The 18,623-nt window shown below is 57.5% G+C and carries 6 protein-coding genes; all 6 read left to right on the top strand.

The window, feature by feature from the left end; all coding sequences use genetic code 11:
• The first annotated feature begins 31 nt into the window (after nt 1-31).
• The 6 genes from VFO10_RS26415 to VFO10_RS26390 all read left to right on the top strand — a co-directional run bounded on the left by VFO10_RS26415 (nt 32) and on the right by VFO10_RS26390 (nt 18,607).
• Nucleotides 32-1,927: a 7TM diverse intracellular signaling domain-containing protein gene (locus VFO10_RS26415; protein WP_325145011.1), complete on the top strand. Its 1,896-nt coding sequence runs from the start codon at nt 32-34 to the stop codon at nt 1,925-1,927.
• A gap of 47 nt (nt 1,928-1,974) precedes the next feature.
• The gene (locus tag VFO10_RS26410) at nt 1,975-4,467 is read left to right on the top strand and encodes a hypothetical protein (RefSeq protein ID WP_325145010.1); all 2,493 of its coding nucleotides are present in this window, start codon (nt 1,975-1,977) and stop codon (nt 4,465-4,467) included.
• Nucleotides 4,468-4,630: 163 nt separating this feature from the next.
• Complete coding sequence (locus VFO10_RS26405) at nt 4,631-4,864, top strand: hypothetical protein (RefSeq protein ID WP_325145009.1); 234 nt, start codon at nt 4,631-4,633, stop codon at nt 4,862-4,864.
• A 185-nt stretch (nt 4,865-5,049) separates the two neighbouring features.
• Nucleotides 5,050-6,570 carry a PfaD family polyunsaturated fatty acid/polyketide biosynthesis protein gene (locus VFO10_RS26400; protein WP_325145008.1) on the top strand — a complete coding sequence of 507 codons (1,521 nt, stop codon included), beginning with the start codon at nt 5,050-5,052 and terminating at the stop codon, nt 6,568-6,570.
• A 164-nt stretch (nt 6,571-6,734) separates the two neighbouring features.
• A complete protein-coding gene (locus tag VFO10_RS26395; protein WP_325145007.1) occupies nt 6,735-13,745 on the top strand; it encodes an SDR family oxidoreductase in 7,011 nt (2,336 codons plus the stop codon).
• Complete coding sequence (locus VFO10_RS26390; RefSeq protein WP_325145006.1) at nt 13,745-18,607, top strand: beta-ketoacyl synthase N-terminal-like domain-containing protein; 4,863 nt, start codon at nt 13,745-13,747, stop codon at nt 18,605-18,607. The genes VFO10_RS26395 and VFO10_RS26390 overlap by 1 nt, the downstream gene beginning before the upstream one ends.
• Nucleotides 18,608-18,623 lie beyond the last annotated feature (16 nt).

Genomic DNA, 18,623 nt, shown 5'->3' with positions numbered 1-18,623 from the left:
AACCGGAGAGAACCCTTGAAAGGATTTCTCTGTGCTCGTGCGCCTGATCATGGCCATCCTCTTCACCTGGCTTTCCTCGAAGCCGGCCGTGGCTTATTTTAGCCATAGTGCAAAGGTGGATGGTCTGGAATACAAGGTCTACGCGCACATCGATCCGGGCTGTGCTTTGCCTTTGGAGGTGGAGAAACTGGAGGTCCTGCGGCAGCAGCTGGAGGCCAGTCCTTTGCCGGAATCGCGGATCTTCCAAGGCTGCTTCACGGCGCTCTTCGACGTCACGGTAGAGAAGGGGGGGACGTATTCCTTCATTCATAATGGATATGTGCAGCGGGTGCTGCTGCGTGATGCGAATCAGGCGACGGATGTTCCTCTGATTTACGAAAACGATGCGATCGTCGCTGATCTGGATCTGCCGCCTGGTCGGTACCAGATCTTCAGTCATGGCAAGGGCCTCGGGCCACTATCCGCTAACCAATGGGGGCTCGGCAATGCCCCCTATGTCGTCCGACCGAGCACTCAGTATCACCGTGCCTCCTTTCTGGTGGGAGCGGTGCGCGGCATCTGCGTGGGCGTCCTCGGGATCATGGCGCTTTTCTTTCTGTTCATGACGCGGGAAAACAATCGCGTGTTCCTGATATACGGGACCTTCATCCTCATCAACCTCCTTTTCATTGAATCCATGCGGAGCCTTATCGCGGAGCTTTTCGGCTTTCGGAGCGGGCAGCATCACTTTGCGCATTGGACGCTTTTCTCCCAGTCGATGGGAGCTCTCACGCAGCTGAGCCTCGGCGTCTTCTTTGGAGCGTTCTATGAGGTGAGGCGGAACTATCCGCGGCTCTATCGCTTCTTTCTCACGATCTATGCGCTCATCGTGCTGGAATTCGCCGTCATCCTTTTTAGAGTGCCCTATGGCAACTACTATATGTCCTTTATCATCCTGCTCGGAACCGTGACCATGATGTCGATCGCCGTCTGGTTTTCCGTGCGGCGCGGGGGGCTTTATCACCTGATGCTGCTGGGTTATGGCGTGATGCTGACCTGCACGCAGTACTTCGTCCTGAGCGCTCTGGGCGTGATCCGGGTCGAGAGCGTCTGGGGGCGCGATGTGCATCTGATAGGTTCCACGATGGAAGTGATCCTGTTCTCGATCGCGACCTCGCTGAAGCTCAATAACAAATTCGCCCAGCAGAAAAAAGAAAATGATCACGTGCTGGAGCAGCTGCAGAAAATCGTCTACCCGCACCAGCTCGAAAAAATCCGGGAAGGCCGCACTTTGGAAGAGACCATGCCTACAGGAAAGGCAGAGGCCTGCGTGCTCGCCTTCGACATCATCGCCAGCTCACGAATTCAGCACGAAAAGGTCAAGGATTTTATCGAACAGGCCATCGAACTTTGCGTGTCGACCATGTATGATCGTTATGATGCCAAACGTCTGGCGGCGGATGCCTATCGCATCAAGGTGCTCGGTGACGGGTTTCTGTGTTCGATCGGATTTCCTTTTCCGATACCCGATGGGGGATCCATTGATGAAGCCGCGGTCCGTCTTGCCCTGCGCATGGTTGCGACGTTCCGCCAGGTGGTCAAGGAATTCAATTATCATGAACCGATTTACTGCGCGATCGGCCTCGCTCACGGATCCATCGAGGCCTACTATCCGATGATAGGAACCAAGGAATATGATCTCTATGGGCCTGCTATTATTCTGGCGACACGCTACGAACAGCTGCGAAAACAGCTCTTTTCGCCCGAAGAAGCCCATTGCATCATCCTGCAGGAACGCGTCTATGAGCGTCTGACTCCCGAGCTGCAGGCCGCATTTTCCTGTATTGACCTCAAATCGCGACAGCTTCGTGTTCGTGACGATGACCATGCTCAAAGAGTTTACGTCTGGCAAAGCTCTGATGCCAGCAGCAATACCGGTGCGGCTTAAGGCTGAAGGCCAAGGCACCCAACGATCGAACCCGAGGGAGGACCAACATGCAATACCGATCCATCCTTCCGTATGCCGTGACAGCCCTGGTGCTGACGATGGCCTGCGGACGCGCTTCGTTCAAAAGCGTGGCGAATCCCGTGCCGACCAATCTGGGCGATGACGCGGCTGTCAAACCCGGATCGGGTTCCAATCCCGGGGATGTGGAAAATCCAACAGGTGGACTGCCGCAACCCTCACGCCCGGATCAGCCGGTGAATCCCATCGGCGTCGCGAACCGCGCGCCGGTCTTGACCTGCCCCGAACAGCTCACGCTTGGCGTTGGTGAATGGATCAGGGCCAATCTTTGCCGTGCGGTGGATCCGGATAACGATCCTTTGACGTTCAGCATGGGGCCCGGTTTGAGCTGTCCAGGCTATCGCATCAGCCCCTTGGGAATGGTGGATGGACGGGTCGGTGATATGAGCTGTGAACTGGAAATCATCGTGAGTGATGGAAAGCTCGAAGACAAGGCGACCATTCGCGTGGATGGCAACCGCTGGAATCAGACCATCGGCAGCGATCATGCAGCGCCGCGGGGTTTTTTCAATGAATCGGATGGGGCTCTGGCCATTTTCAATTGGCAGTTGCCGCAGCCGCATAGTCTTGTGTCCCTGGCCTTCAGCGATGATAAAGGCGAGCTGATGGGCTGGGATGGTCGCAGCGCGTCCCTGGCTCGCGGCAAGGTCATCCAGAATTTTGCCGACTGCCATCCGCTGACTCGTTCCGCGAATAACGGGCCTTTGGCTTTGAGTGCGGTGGGGAACTGTGGTATCAACCTCGCTGCTGTCCTGAGCGCCTCGGTGCCCGCAGCCAAACCCTGGGAAAAACGCTATCTGCGCTTTGCGGCATCCAACGGCATGAATCCAGGCGACACCTGGCTGTCGGCGATTCGAACCGTGGCCAACGTTCCGGATGGCATGACATTTATTGATGCTGATGAATGGCCCGCCGACGATTTTCCGTCCCAGCGCTTTGCTTACTGCAGCGGTGATCCGCAGGGCCGCACTCGCCGCAACTGCCGCTATGATTTTGCGATCGACCGTTATGAAGTGTCAGCAGCGCTGTCCTCGACTGCGCTCGCCAATCCCTTGGACCTTGATGCTGTGAAAAGTCCTTTGGTTCGTGAGGAGCACAAGGCTCTTACGGGTATCGGCGATACCTATGAAACCCAGTGTCTCGACTATCCTTGCCGTGTGGATTTGAGTTCGCGCGTGGATACGACCCGCACTGTGACCCAGGCCAATGGATCGAAGGTGGAATGGGTGGCGGCTAAACAACTTTGTTTGAATCGGACCTACGATTATGAATTCGCAGCCTGGGCCAAGGTCGATGATCTGAAGCCGGAAGATCGCTTTACCCAGAAGACTCCTTCGCCTTTGCGCAAGTTTCACCTCCTGACCGACAGTGAATTCATGGTTGCAGCGTGGCAGACTCCGGATACTTCGACCTTGTGTCAGAGCGAAGGTCGGCATCTTTCAGGTGATCCCCTGTGGTCGAGCTGCCGATCCTATTTCGGGGTGCATGATCTTTTCGGAAATCGCAATGAAATGACCGATGATATCCTGACGACCGAAACGAACCGCATCTATACGCGCCTTTCTCTTTATAACACCCAGGATGAATACAATCAGCTGGTGCCTTTGATCGGCGATGGGTCGGATTCCATTTTCTACACGAACAGCTGGGATCTCTCGGCGATGCTGCCCTCGCTGGTGACCACGACCGCGGGCACGGGCACCCTGGGACGCGGGGATACGTTCATCTGGAATACTCAGTATCCACTGCCTTATGCGCTGACGCGCGGCGGCGGTGAAACCTTCTTCTATGTCGGACTCAATCAAAGGGAAGCGATTGGCCGCTACTTTATCGAAGCCGGCCTGCCACTGCATCTTGAAGGCCGGGGCGACGGCTGGATGGGCGATTCCGGACTTCGCTGCGCTCTGCAGCCGCCGCAGCAGCTTTTGGGCAAGCGCTTCGTGAGCTTCGTCACATCCTCGACCCATACCGCGGCCCTGGGTGGGCTCAATGGTGCGGACGCGATCTGCAACGCGCGGGCGCAGGAGGCGGGTTATAAGCAAAGCTTCACGGCGCTTCTATCCGATGCCGCGACCGATGCCCGTATGCGCGTGAACATCCAAGGTCCCGTCTATAGCACCCGCGGCCTTCTGATTGCGGATAGCGCGGCTGAATTCTGGGATGGCAGCTGGAAGATGAGTCCTTACTATGATGAAAAAGGCGATCTGGTAAAATCCGTGCGCGAGATCTGGACCGGCAGTCAGCGCGTGGCCGGCACCGTGGGCTGGAAAACGGATGCAGCGGGCAGCGCGGGCTCATGGACCAGCGCTGATCGCGCGGCCTTTCCGAATGTGATGTTCGGCAAAATCTTCACCGATGCGGATGGCGCGCGCGCCTGGCTCGATACGCGGCGTTTCGGTGATTTCACTGCGGCCGCCAACAGCAGCAAGCGCATCCTCTGCGTCAGCCGCGAAGCCTTCTGAATTTTAATCGAGAGCGGCAGGATTTTCCTTCCTGCCGCGCTGATGCCCAGAAACCCGCCCCGAACTTCCTCTCAACCTCCTGTATCAAATGCCCTTTCATTTGTTGCTTGGCAATTCACTGAAGGCGATGGGATAATGAGCCCAAACTTCTGGAGAGCCGTTCATGATCGAACTGATCAAAGTTAAAGTTACGGAAAGCAATTTTCATGAAGATCTCTTGCCTGGTCGGGAAATCGAACTGAATCTGGCTCACGTTCGTTTTGTTGTCCACGATCAGGATTCCACGCTTCTTTTCTTTCAGAACGATGATTGCCTGCGTGTGAAACCAAGACTTGAACTGACTCGTTATGCCCGTACGCCCACAACACGTAGTGCCGACGCGAGCCCAACACTCTGAAGTTCTTTTCTCACATTTGTGGCGCGCCACTGCGCGCCATTTCTCCCATACTGACTGGGAAAATTGAAGGGTCCCGCGAAAAGTCGTCGCTTACGACCCGAAATCGTCATAAAAAACTGCTTTCGTTATGACGAGCTGCTCACTCCGGTCTGTCAGAGGGCGCGAGGCGTATAAGGATTTTCAGGATGCACAACGATCTAGATTTTCGTAACCAGTTGAGTCGCCTCAGCAGCGAGGTGGCCTGGACGCGTCCTGATGGACGGAAGGCCTTCGTGCCTCCGCTGAGGCTCAGTGATTTCGGTGATCCTGAATTCTGCCGCGAGCATGGTCTGCGCCTGCCTTATATGGCGGGAGCTATGGCGCACGGAATTGCGAGCGTCGACCTTGTCGTGGCTCTGGCGGATGCAGGCATGCTGGGCTCCTATGGGGCTGCAGGTTTGCCTTTGGAGCGCGTGACAGCTGCTATTGATGAGTTGAAAGGAAGGCTCGGGTCACGCACCTTTGCTGTGAACTTTATTCATAGTCCTTCCGAACCGGCTCTGGAACAGAAACTGGCGCAGCTTCTGATTGATAAGGACGTGCGCCTAATCGAAGCTTCGGCCTTCATGCGCCTCAGCAAGCCCTTGGTTTATTATCGTGTCAAGGGATTGCGGCGCAACGAAGACGGTACGATTGAAGCCCGACATCATATTATTGCCAAGGTTTCCCGCGTGGAAGTGGCTCGTCAATTTTGGGCGCCGCCCCCACCGGCTATGCTGGATCAACTCGTCAAAGAGGGCTTGATTACGGTCGATGAGCGGGAGATGGCCAGTAAAATTCCGATGGCTGTCGACCTTACTGTCGAGGCGGATTCGGGTGGGCACACGGATAACAGACCGCTCGTGACTTTGATGCCGCAGATGCTGGCTTTGAAAGAGCAGATGGAAACGGACTTCGCCTGGCCGATGCGCCTGCGCGTTGGGGCTGCTGGTGGCATTGCGACGCCGCATGCGGCGCTTGCAGCCTTTGCCATGGGCGCGGCTTACGTTGTGACAGGCACAATCAATCAGGCCTGTGTGGAATCGGGAACCAGTTCTGCGGTGCGCGAGATGCTGGCGGAAACCCAGCAGGGCGATATCATGATGGCGCCAGCGGCCGATATGTTTGAGATGGGCGTGAAAGTCCAGGTTCTGAAACGCGGCACCATGTTTGCCATGCGAGCCCAGCGCCTTTATGAACTTTATCGGCAGTATGCAAGTTTGGAGCAGATTCCCGAGAAGGATCGTCAGGTGCTGGAAGATAGCTTCTTTCGGCAAAGTCTGACCGCCGCTTGGCAGAGCACCGAAGCTTACTTTCAAACCCGTGACCCGCAACAGATTGAACGTGCGGCTCGGGATCCGAAACACAAAATGTCGCTTCTCTTCCGGTCCTATCTGGGGCAGGCTTCGCATTGGGCGACGCAGGGGCATGCGGAACGGCGGATCGACTATCAGATCTGGTGCGGTCCGGCGATGCCGGCTTTTAATGATTGGGTGCGCGGCTCCTGTCTGCAGGCGCCCACGGAACGCCGCGCGGTAAGCGTGGCCTGGAATCTTTTATATCACGCAGCTGTGTTGCAACGCGTGCAATTCGCAGCTCTTCAAGGCCGTTTTCTGGCAGCGCAGGATGATCTTCTGCGGCCATTGCCAGATGCGGAACTGCAGGAACGCCTGCACGGTGCCATTTAACTCGCGAAAAAATTAAGAGCCTATCCGAAAACCCCGGAAGGCAAGCCGACAAGAAGCGAGCAGCGGAGTTTGCGTCCGCTCATGAGCAGCGGAGCGACGAAGTCAACGAAGCATATCCGGGGGTTTTCGGATAGGCTCCAAGTTCCTCTAGAAGGTGATCCGACATGGTTCTTGAAACCAGGCCTGCTTCCTCCCGGAAATCAACTGATATCGCTGTGATCGGTGTCGGCTGTCTCTTTCCTGATGCCCAGGGTCTTGATGAATTCTGGCAAAGGATCAAGCAGGGCCACGATGCCATTGGCCCGGTGCCTTTGACTCACTGGCGTCCTGATGATTACTTCAATGCCGATCCCAAAAAGCCGGATCATACCTACGCGCAGACCGGCGGTTTTTTGAAGCCCTATGCGTTTGATCCTTTGAAATTCGGCATCGCGCCGACCGCGCTTGAAGCGACGGACAGCACCCAGCTGCTCGGCATGGTCTGTGCGCATGAAGCCCTGGTCGATGCGGGTTATGGTCCCGAACGCAGTTTTGATCGCGATCGGGTGTCCTGTGTGATCGGTGTCACCGGCACGCTCGAACTGGTGATTCCCTTGGGCGCGCGGCTCGGTCATCCGATCTGGAAGGCGGCGCTGAACAAGGCGGGTGTTCCTGCGGATCAGGCCCAAAAGGTGATGGATGAGATTTCTGCGGGCTATGTCCCGTGGCAGGAGGCTTCGTTTCCAGGGCTTTTAGGCAATGTGGTGGCCGGCCGTATTGCGAGCCGCCTTGATCTGGGCGGAACGAACAGCGTGGTGGATGCCGCTTGCGCGAGTTCGCTTGCCGCTGTGCATCTGGCCGCCATGGAGTTGGAATCAGGCCGCGCGGATATGGTGATCACCGGCGGCATGGATACCTTCAACGATATCTTTATGTATATGTGCTTCAGCAAGACGCCTGCGCTGTCGCCCACGGGGTCGGCTCGACCTTATGATGCGGAAGGCGATGGAACGATTTTGGGTGAAGGTCTGGGCGCTGTGATTCTGAAACGCCTGGACGATGCCGAGCGGGATGGTGATCGCATCTATGCGGTGCTGCGTTCGGTCGGTTCGAGTTCGGATGGGAAGGGCCAGGCGATTTACGCGCCGAGTGCGAAGGGGCAATCCAAGGCCCTGCATCGCGCCTATGAACAGGCCGGTGTGAGCGCGCGATCCATTGAGCTGGTGGAAGGCCATGGCACAGGCACCAAGGTTGGTGACGGTGTGGAGCTGGAGGCGCTGACTCGCGTTTATCGCGAGGTGGATGCTGACGCTGTGTGGTGTCAGCTCGGTTCCGTGAAATCCCAGATTGGTCACACCAAGGCCGCGGCCGGCGCTGCGGGCTTGATCAAGGCGGTGATGGCCCTTCATTACAAAGTTTTGCCGCCGACGATTAAAGTGAAAGAGCCGCATCCGAAGCTGGTGGGCTCGCCGTTTATTTTGAGTGACAAGGCGCGTCCCTGGGTGGGGCAAAAAGATAGTCCGCGCCGGGCCGCTGTCAGTGCCTTTGGTTTTGGCGGCAGTAATTATCATGCGGTGCTGGAGGAGTTTCAGTCCGAGAAAACGGCTTTGGATTGGGATCCCGAGGTGCAGCTGCTGGCTTTTTCTGCGGACAGTAAAGCCGGACTTTTGGCAGCGGTGCAGGGTGCGAGTGGGCTTTTGCAGAAGGGGCTGTGTGCCCGCGGGCTCGGTCGTCATCTGCGCGCGCAGTTTGCAAGTGATGCTGCGGAGCGTTTGACTTTTGTGGTGAGGAGCAAGGCGCAGCTGGAGGAGCGTTTGGCGGCTGCCGAACATTATCTGAAAACTGCGGATGGGGCGGCTCCGGCCTGGCTTTATCATGGTCAGGGCGCGGTGCCTGGGGAGCTGGCCTTTATTTATGCGGGTCAGGGTTCGCAGGAACCGGGGATGCTTCGCGAGCTGAGCTGTCTTTTTCCAGAATTTTTGACGAGTTTGCAGCAGGCGAACGAGGTGCTGCAGAGCGTGGAGCCGGATGCCCTGCGGCTTTCAGATCGCATTTATCCGGGTCAGGCCTTTGATGAAACGATGCAGAAGGAGCAGCGTCAGCAGCTGACGGAAACACGTTATGCGCAGCTCGCTCTTGGGACTTTGGGTTCGGCTTTGACCGAGGTTCTAGCCCGTTTTGGTGTGAAGCCGGATGCTGTTGCCGGTCATTCCTATGGAGAGCTTCTGGCTTTGCAGGCCGCGGGTGTTGTGCAGCGCGCGGATCTTTTGCGATTGAGTTATGAACGCGGGCGTTTGATGAAGGCGCTGGGGAAACCCAATGGTGCGATGCTGGCTGTGATGGCCAGTGAAGAGGATATTCGGAGAGTTCTGGACGAGAACGGGCTCCAGCTGGAATGGGCCAACTTCAATGCGGATAAGCAGGTGGTCCTGGGGGCTGATGCGGAGCTTTGTCAGAAGGCTGCGGCTGCGTTTAAGAAAGCCGGGATCGGATCGCGGCGCCTGGAAGTGAGTACCGCGTTTCACACGAGTTTTGTGGAGCCTGCGGCGGATGCGTTTTTGCAGGAGCTGATAGGTATTGGGTTTGAGAAGGCTCAGGCGCGGGTTTATGCGAATCTTTCGGGAGCGCTTTATCCTGAGGCAGATGAGGAGCGGAAGCTGACTCTGAGTCGTCAGCTGGCGCAGCCTGTGCGTTTTGCCAATATGCTACGGCAGATGCAGGCGGATGGTGTGCGGACTTTTATTGAAGTCGGTCCGCAGAAGAAATTGAATGGTCTCCTTAAGGCGGCAGTCGGTGAGGGGGCTTGTCTTTCTTTGGATGCCGAGGCCTCATCGAGTCTTCTTGGCTTCGGGCAGCTGCTGGCTCAGCTCGCGAGTCTTGGGTATCCAGTGAAGCTGGAGGTTTGGGATGCTGGGGCACAGATTCCGGTGCCAGCGCAGCAGAAGAATTTTACGGTGATGATTAGCGGGGCGAATTATCGCAATCCGCAGAAGACTGCGGGTGTGCAGGCGGCAGTTGCAAAGGCTGCGCCCGAACCCGCGCAAAGCCTTGCGCCGGCAGCGGCTTCAGCGCGTGCTTACGGAAATCAAACGGCGGGATCGGGTTCGGCGCCGCAGACGGCTGCATTCGCGCCATCGCAAGTTTACGGAAATCAATCGTTGGCATCCGCTGAATCGCGCGGCAAACCCGAGGTGGTTGCGTCCGCTGCATCGCGATTCAATGGCTCCAGCAGGCCCGAGACTTTTGCATCTACGGCATCGCGGGTGAACGGATCGAGCACATCCGGGACGGCGGCGTCCACGGCATCGCGGGTCAACGGATCGGGCATATCCGGGACGGCGGCTACCATAATGTCATCTCAAAAACATTCGCGCCCATCCGGCGTCGGTCATGAATCGAAAGATCGTTTTCCACAAGAGGGTACCATGTCTTCATCCAATGATTCCTGGCAGCGTCTTGAAAAAATCATGCAGGACATGCACGACATACAGCGTAAAACCGCCGATGCGCATACTCTCTTCCTGGAAAACCAAAGACAATTCCAATCGCTCCTGCATGGTCTGATGAGCGGCGAATCCATGCCGGCTCCAGCACCTTACGTAGCCCCACAAGCAGCAGCTCGGCCGGTTGCGCCCGCGCCACAGGCTCCGGCACGGCCTTCGGTTGCTCAAGCTACTGCCCCAGCACCACAAGCTGTGCGGTCGCCCATGCCTGCACCGACTCCCCCGGTGAAAGCGCCTGCTGCTCCTGTCGCGGCGGCTCCAGCGCCGAAAGTTACGGCGTCGGTGCCTCAACCCGCTCCAAAGTCATCTCCTGCGCCTCAGGTGGCTGGTGCTGATGATAAGCAGGTCTATGACGTCCTTTCGAGCTGCACTGGATACCCGGCAGAACTCCTGAAAGCCGATATGAATCTTGAAGGCGACCTTGGCATCGACTCCATCAAGAAAGTGGAAATCTTCTCGCAGCTGCAAAGCCATTATCCGCATATGGAAGCCGACGCCAGTCGTCTGGGTGAACTGCAGACAATCGGCGACCTGCTGAAACTGACACAAACGCAGTACGAAAAAGACGCGCGCGTCGGCGCTTGGGCGGCTGGTACTGTAGCCTTGGCGGCATCTTCGTCCGCCCAGGATCAGCAGACCATTCTGGAAATCGTCGCCGAGAAAACCGGATTTCCCGTCTCCATGCTGCAGCCGGGCATGGAGCTCGAAGCCGACCTTGGCATCGACTCCATCAAAAAAGTCGAAATCTTTTCCGTGATCCAGGAACGCCTGCCGCAATTGAACGGACTTGCCGCTGACGAACTGAATCGGCTGCGCAGCATTTCCGATCTTTTCGAAATGCTCGGTGGACCGGCCCAGGCGGAACCTGTCGATGACGTCTCGCCCTTGACCAAAATCATGAGCAGCGGCGCGGAAGAACTCGTTTATCAAATCCTGGCCGATAAAACCGGATATCCTCAGGAAGTCCTGACGGCGTCCATGAGCCTTGAATCCGACCTTGGCATCGATTCGATCAAAAAGGTCGAAATTTTCTCGGGCCTCGCAGAAATGATTCCTGGTCTGCAGAGTGCGACCCAGGACAAGGTCGGTGCATTGGAAACCGTAAGCGATCTTCTGCAGCTCGCACGGGAAGGCCTCGGTGATGCCGAGCAGCTGGCGGAACAATCGCTGCTCGAACCGGATCACCGACACGCAGACTGGGATCTGAGCAAAAAAAAAAATCCAGTCACAACCTCAACAAATGAAACGCTAGAACCCGCGCGGGCGGGTGCCACGGCCGCGGCCAGGGTGATTACCCTGGCTGATGCTCTGGACGCCGAGGAATTTGAAGAGGAAGCCGCTGATCCCCTCGATGCCCTCCATCTGCAAAGACTGGAAGCTGAAGTTTTCACTCCTGATGGCCAGGCTCGCTCCTGGCTGGCCGGCACGGAAGTCTGGATCGGCGACGACGGCAGCAATCTGGCCCGTAATATCATGCTGAAACTGCAGGAGCGCGGCCTTCAGGCCCGCCTTGTTTCACTGGCCCAGGCTGATCGTCTGCAGGTGCCCGAGGTCTTGCATGGCCTTATACTCCTGGCCCCCTTGAAACTCGAAATGCCGCCCGTGCGCTGGCTCGGTCACGCCTTCCGGCTTTTGCGTCGCTGCGGTCCTGCGCTTAACGCCCAGCCTGATCAAAGTCTATTTGCTGTTGTCACACGCAATGGCGGACGCTTTGGTTTGGATGGTCTGCAGACAAGCTCGCAAGTTTTTGGAGGCGCTCTGAGTGCGCTAGCCAAAACGGTGAAGGAAGAGTGGACGGGTATGCATGCCCGCGCCCTGGATCTGGGGCGCGATTTTACCGACGGCATCGAAGCGGCCATGCGCTGTCTCGATGGTCTTTTGCTGAAAGGTCCGGTGGAACTCGGCATCAGCCGCGATCAGCTCTTTCAGTTGAATCTTCACGATCAGTTCTATCCGCAAAACTCTGCGGCCGAACAGGCGATGGCGCCCGGAGACCTTGTCCTGGTCACCGGCGGAGCCCGTGGTGTGACAGCCGCGTCTTTGATTCCACTCGCCAAAGACTTTCAACCCAAATTCGTAATCTGGGGACGCACCGCGCTTGGTGCGGATGAACCCGAGGCCCTTCATTCTTTGAACGAACCAGCTGCACTGAAACGGGCTCTTTTGCAGATGAATCCTGAACTCGCCAATCCGCGTGACCTGGAAGGCGCCTATCGGCAGGTCATTCAGCAGCGGGAATTGCGTGACACCATTCGTGGCCTCGAAGACCTTGGTGCCCAGGTCGTCTATGAAGCAGTTGACGTCAGCCGGGACGCGGATCTGCGCACGGCTTTTCAAAATCTGTGGCAGAATCACGGTCATCCCGTGGGCGTGATTCACGGCGCAGGTGTTATTCGTGATAAGTGGATTTTGGATCAGAAGGACGAAGAGTTTTTCGAAGTGCTCGACACCAAACTCCGCGTCCTGCCGTATATCGAGGAATGCGCGAAAAAAGGCCTCCGCTGGGCCCTGCTCTTCTCGTCCTCCACCGCGCGCCTGGGACGGAAAGGGCAGGTGGCCTATGGTGTCGCGAACGAAGCCCTCAATAAATTCGCCCAGTATCTCAGCACGCAGTATTCGGCCTGTCATGGACTCGCCTTCAATTGGGGCCCCTGGTCCGGCGGTATGGTGAATGATGGCCTGAAGAAAATATTCGCGGCGGAAGGCGTGGCCACCATTCCCCTTGAAGCCGGCGCCGCGCTTGTGCATCGTGCGATAGCCCATCCTCAGGATAGCGTTCATGAACTCGTGGTCCTGGCCCATGGTGAAACGCTCGGCAAACTGGAACATGCACCTCAGCCGCTGGCCAGCTTTACGATCAGCATCGAGTCCGTGCCCGTTCTGCTGGATCATATTATCAAACAACGGGCGGTCGTCCCTGCGGCTTTGCTTTTGGAATGGATGGCCGCGGCAGCTCAGAATCTGGAGCCGCAGCTCGGCATCCTTCAGCTTCGCGATTTTAAAGTTTGGAAGGGCATCGTTCTGGATGCTGATCAAAGCCTTCCGGTTTGGATTGAACTGGTCTCTCCGGTCGGGCAACTGTCGCTTGAAATCGTTCTCTGCAGCCGTTCCTCGCAGCATAAAAAATTGCGTCATGCCAAAGTCCAGGTGCACATGGGTGCGCGTGACAATCAGGACGCCATCCCCGCAGCCGCGCCTTTGCCGGCCGATACCCTTTATCAGGGGCTGAATCCCTATCCCGAGATTCTGTTCCACGGTGACGATCTGCACCTGATTGAAAGTCTGCAAAGCTGTGCGCCTCAAGGCGTGGATGCCACGCTTGCTTTGGGGCATAAACCTGCGGAATGGGCGCGCGTTGGCCTTCCTGCGTCGTGGCTGATTTCCGGGGAAGTCGTGGATGCTGTTTTTCAGGCGGCGATCATATGGTCCACCCTGCAGCAAGGCAAACCCTGTCTGCCAGCCCAGGTCGGATGGCTGGAGATCCTGCAGCCTTTGCAGGGAAAATGCCGCCTGCAGCTGAGGGTTCGCCGCGCAGACGCCTTGCGTTTGATAGCCGATGCGGATCTGATCAATGAACATGATGAAGTGGTCATGCATTTCCGTGATGTGGAAGCCGTGCTCGATGCCGGACTTTCACAGGCCTTTCGCCAGACCAAACTGGGCTCCACTGAGCCTGGAATCGGAGCCATATAATGTCGATCGCCATAGTCAGCATGGGTCTTCGTCTGCCGGGAGCGCGCACCGCTCAAGAATTCTGGCAGCATATCGTGGATAGTCGTGATTTGGGTCGCCCCGTGGCCGAAGGCCGCTGGCCTTTGCCCGCCGCATATTTCCAGCAGCATCCCGAGGATCGTATTACGCACGATCGCGTTTACGCGCTGGAGCAGCAAACGGAATCGTCTGTGGGTTTGGAAATAGATGCGGAGGTCATGCAGGCTCTGGATCCGCTCTTTCACCTTGCCTTGGGAGCCGGACGCGATGCCTTCTTTGGATCACGGCATCAAAACCTCGATCGACAGCGCTGCGCGGTCATCCTTGGGAATATTGCCCTGCCGACCGCCAGTTCCGCAGCGATGGCCGCGGATTGGCTGCGCGGAAAAATGCGGACCTCCGATGCGAAGGCTGCATCTCAAAGCTGGAATCTTTCCCCCGCGGCTTTACCCGCATCCGTGCTCGCGCGTGCCCTTGGTTTGGGCGGAGAATCCTTTACCCTTGATGCCGCCTGTGCGTCTTCGCTTTATGCGATCAAACTCGCGTGTGATGCTCTGGAATCACGGCAGATGGATTGCGTGCTGGCCGGAGGTCTCAGTCGGCCGGATAGCCTTTATACGCAGGTCGGATTCACAGCGCTCCAGGCTCTCTCCCGCAAAGGGCTGTGCCATGCTTTTGATGAAAAAGCGGACGGCCTTATGGTGGGCGAGGGCGCCGGCATTTTCGTTCTGAAGCGACTCGACGATGCGATCCAGCATGGTGATCATATCTGGGCAGTCATTCGCGGTGCGGGCTTGTCCAATGATCGTGAAGGTCGTTTGATGGCACCATCCACGGAAGGTCAGCTGCGCGCAATGCAGGCGGCTTATGCCGAAGCCGGATGGCAGCCGCAGGATGTGCAGATGATTGAATGTCACGCGACCGGCACACCCTTGGGTGACAAGACGGAGTGGGAAACTCTGCTGCAGCTCTGGTCTGATGCTCCCTTGAATGCGCACTGCGTGCTCGGCTCTGTCAAACCCAACGTGGGTCATATGCTAACGGCAGCCGGCGCCGCAGGGCTGGCGAAGATTCTGATGGCCATGCAGGAAGGTGTTTTGCCGCCTACCGCGAACTTTGAAAAACTTCCCGCCAGCTGGAATAAAGAGCGGCCGCATTTTCGCGTGCTGCAGAATCCAGAACAATGGCAAGCTGACAATGGCCTTCGACGTGCAGCCATCAGTGGCTTTGGATTCGGCGGAATCAATGCGCATCTTCTCCTGGAAAAAGCGGTTGATGGTCACTCCTACGCAACGCAACCCGCTGCCACCCCTGGCTTGCGAAAAGTGGCGATCATTGCCGCCGCGCAGCTGGATGCAAGCGATTTCACGTTTGAACATTTTCCCGAGGAAGCGGACGCTGTCGCCGCAGACGCCTTCGCGCGGGCGGCGATTCCCTATGGACTCTTCCGCATTCCGCCGACCGAGTTGAACGAGATCCTTCCGCAGCAGCTATACAGTCTTTTGGCTCTGCGCAAACTCGATCTTCCCGAGTGGGATGATGCCATCCTGCAAAAGATGGCCTGCGTGGTTGGATTGGAACTTGATCCCGTCACCAATCTTTACGCCTGCCGCTGGGCGCTGCAGGCTGACGGTGACGCCGCTGCCGCCAATGCCCTGATCCCGCCTTTGAATGCGGATCGTGTGATCGGAGCGCTCGGCAGTATCGTGGCGTCCCGCATTGCCCGCGAAGCGCGTTTGGGTGGGCCTTCCTTCACCGTTTCGGCCATGGAAAACTCCGGCCTGAAAGCCCTGGATTTGGCTCAATCCGCGGTCGCTCGTGGAGAAACGCCGGCGGCTTTGGTTTTTGCGGTTGATATGCCCGGCAGTGCCCGGGGGCGTGCGCAGCTTGCCCTGCGACAAAAGCTTGGTGAAATACAAATGGATGTCGCTGTCGATAGCGTCGCCGCCATGGTGCTGGCTGATGCCGAATGGGCAGCTTCCCAGGGACTTCCCGTTCTTGCGGAAATTGAAAGCGTGCATCTTCACGCACGGCAGCCCGGAGCATCCTCCCAAGCCCCGCGCGTTGCAAACTATCGAGGCAGCGCGACGGCGCTTCTTGATGTCATTGAGGAACTGCAAAATCCCGCGTGGCGCTCGGAAGCCAGTCAGGAATGGAGAATTGTCGGCAGTGATCAGCAGCTGGGAACCTTGCGCCTTCTGCGCAAGGGGGCTCCGCTGCGCATGAAGCAGCTGCCGCAAAAACCGGGTCTTGTGATTGAACGGCGTGATCTTGAGGTGAGACTGGGTGAAACGGGATATCAGCCGCCCCTCCCGCCCCCTGATACAGACGTGGCGGAATTTCAGCCCCACGCGCTGACCGATAGCAACGCTGCAGACTATCAGCCGTCGCATGCGCCGGCCCCGTCCGCTCTTTGGCAGCAGCTTCTCGATCATCAAAAACAGGTCGCGGCCAGTCACGAGAGCTTCCTTCGCTATAGGGTCGAAGGCGATGCGCTCCTGCAAAACCTTCTGCAAAAAACTACGATTCCTTCCTTCGCGCAAGCGGAAGCCCCCGACACCCCTCGCTGGGTCCATGAACCATTCAACACAGCCCCGGCACTCTTCGATTATGCCGCGTGCAAGGAATTCGCCGCAGGCAGGATCGCCCCGGTTTTCGGCCCCGACTTCGCCGAAGTCGACAGCTACCCGACCCGTGTCCGCCTGCCCGATGAACGACTCCTTCTTTGCCATCGGGTGATGAGCATCGAAGGTGAACCGCGTTCTCTGGGTGAAGGCTTCATGATCACCGAGCACGATGTCTTCGCCGATGCCTGGTACCTTGACGACGGCCGCATGCCGACCAGTATCGCAGTCGAATCCGGCCAGGCGGACCTTATGCTTTCCGCATGGCTGGGCGCTGATTTCAAAACCAAAGGCCAGGCCGTCTATCGACTCCTCGATGCGAAGGTCTGTTTTCATAATCGTCTGCCCGCCATCGGCAGCACAGTTCGTTATCATATTCGCATCAAACGTTTCTTCGAACAGGGCGGAACTCTTTTCTTCCACTTCAACTTCGAAGCCACCGTCGACGGCGAGCCTCTGATGACCATGACCGACGGCTGCGCGGGCTTTTTCACCGAAGAGGCCCTTGCGGAAGGTCGCGGGGTGAAACGGAGCCAGCTTCAGCTGACACCCGCAGCCGGCCGATGGACCGGCGGCTATAAACCTCTGGTGCCGGTTGCGGACGCATCCTACGATGACGCTCAGCTCGATGCTTTGCGTTCGGGCGATTACGCGGCCTGTTTTGGTCAGGACTTCGCGCGACTTCAGCTCGATGCTCCCAAGCGTCTTCCCGGCGGCGATATGCGTCTTGTGCATCGCATTCCTGAACTGCAGGTTCACGGCGGACGCTATGGCAAAGGCCGCATCATCGGTGAAGCGGATATTCACCCCGATGACTGGTTTCTGACCTGCCACTTCGTTGATGACGAGGTGATGCCCGGGACTTTGATGTATGAATGCTGTCTGCACACCCTGCGCATATATCTGATGCGCATGGGCTGGGTGGGTCCGCGTGATAGCTTCAGCTTTGAACCCATCCCTGGTATCGTTTCGCAGCTCAAGTGCCGTGGCCAGGTGCTGGCGAGCACGCGGAAGGTGACCTATGAAGTCGAGATCAAGGAAATGGGTTACGGACCTGAACCTTATGTCATCGGTGATGCCCTTATGTATGCCGATGATAAACCCATTGTGGATATCACCAATATCTGTCTGAAAGTTCCGGGCCAGAGCCGCGAGTCGCTGGAAGCGCTGTGGCAGCAGCACGCGCCTGCACCTGCTTACACCTACGAAAACATCCTGGCCTTTTCCAGCGGCAAACCTTCGGATTGTTTTGGCCCGGCCTATGAAATCTTCGATGAGCAAAGACGCATTGCCCGTCTTCCGCGACCCCCCTTTCAATTTCTGGATCGGGTGGAATGGGTGGAAGGTCCCCTCATGCAGCAGCATGTCGGTACCGAACTCGTGGCCGCCTATGATCCTCCGGCTGACGCCTGGTACTGGGAGGCCGAAGGGAACGGCACCATGCCTTTCGCCGTCCTTTTGGAAATCGCGCTGCAGCCCTGCGGATTCATGGCCGCCTACATGGGCTCGGCGCTACTGAGTGAGCAGGATCTTTCATTCCGCAACCTCTCGGGGGATGCGAAGCTTTATCAGAGCGTGCGCCGGGGATCCGGTACCCTGCATATTCATGTGAAGAGCACCAAGATCGCCCGCTCGGGATCCATGATCATTCAGGATTATACCTTCGCCGTCAGCAACGCCGAGGGGCCTGTTTATGAAGGTTCCACCAGCTTCGGTTACTTCACGACCGAGGCTCTGGCGCAGCAGATCGGTCTGCGGCATGTGGCGCCTTGGAAAGAAGTGAATCCAGCCCGCACAGTCTATCCGGAAGGCGAGGGTTGGCCGCGTTCACCGATCCTCATGGTGGATGCGATTGAAGTGAAGGATGCACAGCGGGTCTTCGGTAAAAAAACAGTGCGAACGGACGAGTGGTTCTTCGACGCCCACTTCTATCAGGATCCTGTGATGCCAGGCTCTTTGGGTCTTGAAGCTCTTCTTCAAACGCTGAAGGCGGCCGCCCATGAGCGTTGGCCTGAGGTCGAGTCCTGGCGCATCAGTCCGGATTCCCGGCACAGCTGGACCTATCGCGGCCAGGTCCCACCACGCTCGGCGACGATCACGCTGGCGCTTGACATCAGAAATGCGGATGATGCCAGGCATCAGCTGACGGCGGATGGTTTGCTTTATCGGGATGAGCTGCCGATCTATTCGATCCAGGGGCTGAAGGTCGAGCCGGTCTAAAACCGGCCCCTGGGGC

The sequence above is a fragment of the Oligoflexus sp. genome, assembly GCF_035712445.1.
GTDB lineage: Bacteria > Bdellovibrionota_B > Oligoflexia > Oligoflexales > Oligoflexaceae > Oligoflexus.
Note: the sequence above shows the minus strand (reverse complement) of the source record. Positions and strands in the feature narration are given on the sequence as shown.